We start from the raw sequence: 2202 nt of genomic DNA, 5'->3' as shown, positions 1-2202 counted from the left end.
GCGACAGGCCGAGCAGGCTGCCGTGACGGACGAAGTCGCGGCGGCTGACACGACCGTCGACAAGGCCGTCGATCAGGTGATTTTCAAGCGGCGTGCAATTGCGCCGGATCAGGTCGAGAATGCTGTAGTTCTTGCTCATGGGTTTTTACCCTTTCCCCTATTTCTTATGGTTGACGAAATTTCGTGGATTGCTCCATTTTCCCGCCGCCAGAGAGGCCTGTCGACAGGAACCTTAGCATGCGGTTTTGTCCGGTCCATCCAGTCGTGGCGTGGACGCGCCGGCTTCCTGGCTGCACTGCTTCCGCCGTCTAGTTCAGCGGCAAACGGCGATAGGTTCCGGGTTTTGCCGGGTCATGATACTTGTTGCACGGTCCTTTCTCGGTAAAGTCTCTGTGACAGGCAGCGAGGTTCTTGCGCGACAAGGTGACGCCGAGACCGGGACCTTCCGGAACGCGCACGAAATTGTTTCTCGGCGAAAACGGCCCTTCCTCGGTGACATCCATCGGCAGCATGCGAAACAGCGACTGGTTCGGCTCCCTGATCCAACCAAGTGCCGCGCACAGGTGCAGATAGGCGGCACTGCCGATGCCGCTGTCGCCGCTGTAGCACCAGAAATCGATGCCGGCGTGCTCGCAGGCGCCAACGAAGCGCAGTAGCCGGCCGATGCCGCCATGCGTCGTCGGGTTGCCGACGAACGCGTCCGGAACCTTGGTTTCCATGGCGCGCGCAATGTCGATGTTGTGGGTCGAGAACGGGATCGAGCAATGGCGCCGCAATTCGCGCATCTCCTCGATGGTCGCCACCGGGTCCTCCCAGTTGCGCACCCCGAGCTCTTCCAGCGGCCGCGCCAGCCGCCGCGCGGTGCTGAGTGAATAAGCCTGGTTGGAATCGATGCGGATCATCGCATCGTCGCCGAGTTTACGGCGGATCAGCTCGGCCATTTTTAACGAGATTTTCGGATCATCGGTCGAGAACTTGCCTTCGAAGAAGGTCGTTCCGTGCGTCTCGTGCAATTCGACGCAATAATCGGCGACTTCTTCCGGCGTCGTCTCGCCCTTCACCTTTGGTCCATCACCGCGCAGCGAAAAATAGTCGGTGAACGGGATATCCTTGCGCACAGCGCCGCCAAGCAACTGGTAGAGCGGTTGGTTCCACGCCTTGCCGCGCAGGTCCCACAAAGCCATCTCGATGGCGCCGAAAGCCATGATGCGGGTGCGGTCGTTGATCGACTGCACGCCGGTCCAGAAGGGCAGGCAGACATGCTCGGCGCCGGCGATGTCGAAGGCATCGCGCCCGACCAGCCGTGGCGCCAGGACATCGTTGATGATCGCGGCCGCCGCCGGCGTCGGCGCTTCGCCGAGGCCAATCAAGCCATCCTCCGTCTCGACTTCAACAATGGTCGGCGAAAAGCCGTCGAGTTCGCCGAACACCCAGGCATAGGGCGCTTCGAGGCGCAGATTGATCGGCGTGGCTTTGATGCTGCGGATCTTCATCTCAGCGGCCGACCTCGAAGAAAGGCTTGCCCAGCAGGTCGGGAACGACATCGATGCCAAGGCCGGGGCCATCTGGAACGCCCATGCGGCTGCCGGTGACCGGCGGCATGTTCGACGCCGTGCGCACCGTCACCCATTCATGGAAGGCGATGGCATGCAGCCGGCGCTCTTCCGGCGTTGACAACGACAGATGCGCCATGGCCGCGGTGTCGATCTCGGCGCCGCCCGTGTCCTCGACCGTGATCATGAAGCCGAGGTCGACGGCAACGTCGCGGATCTGGCGCGTCTTCGTCACCCCGCCAAGGCGCGAGATCTTCAGGGTCAGCCCGTCGGCCGCACCCAGGCGATGAATTTCCAGCATCGCCTCGAGCGAGGTGACGGATTCGTCGAGCACCATCGGCTTGTCGAGCATGCGGCGCACCGACATGTTTTCATCGATCGTGGTGCAGGGCTGCTCGAACGTGTAGTCGATGCTGCGCGTCGCGCCGGCGAACTGGCGCGCCTGATAGGGCGTCCAGCCGGCATTGGCGTCGCAGAAGATGACCGTGCCTTTCGGCACCGAGGCGGCGACCGCGGTGACACGCTCGATGTCGTCATGCACATTGCCGCCGACCTTGACCTGTAGCCGGTGGAAGCCGTCCTTGACGATGCGCTTGGCCAGCGCGGCCATGGCGTCGACGCTGCCGTGCGTGACGACCTTATAGAGTTC

At 62.6% G+C, this 2202-nt stretch carries 2 protein-coding genes; both read right to left on the bottom strand.

Going from position 1 to position 2202, the window contains the following annotated elements; translation table 11 throughout:
- Positions 1-308: 308 nt before the first annotated feature.
- Positions 309-1493: a mandelate racemase/muconate lactonizing enzyme family protein gene (locus EN750_RS30860; RefSeq protein WP_127398984.1), complete on the bottom strand. Its 1185-nt coding sequence runs from the start codon at positions 1491-1493 to the stop codon at positions 309-311.
- Position 1494: 1 nt separating this feature from the next.
- Positions 1495-2202: mandelate racemase/muconate lactonizing enzyme family protein (locus tag EN750_RS30855; protein ID WP_189526573.1), on the bottom strand; the 708-nt coding region annotated here is incomplete at its 5' end.

Source organism: Mesorhizobium sp. M7A.F.Ca.ET.027.03.2.1, assembly GCF_003999175.1.
Lineage (GTDB): Bacteria > Pseudomonadota > Alphaproteobacteria > Rhizobiales > Rhizobiaceae > Mesorhizobium.
Note: the sequence above shows the minus strand (reverse complement) of the source record. Positions and strands in the feature narration are given on the sequence as shown.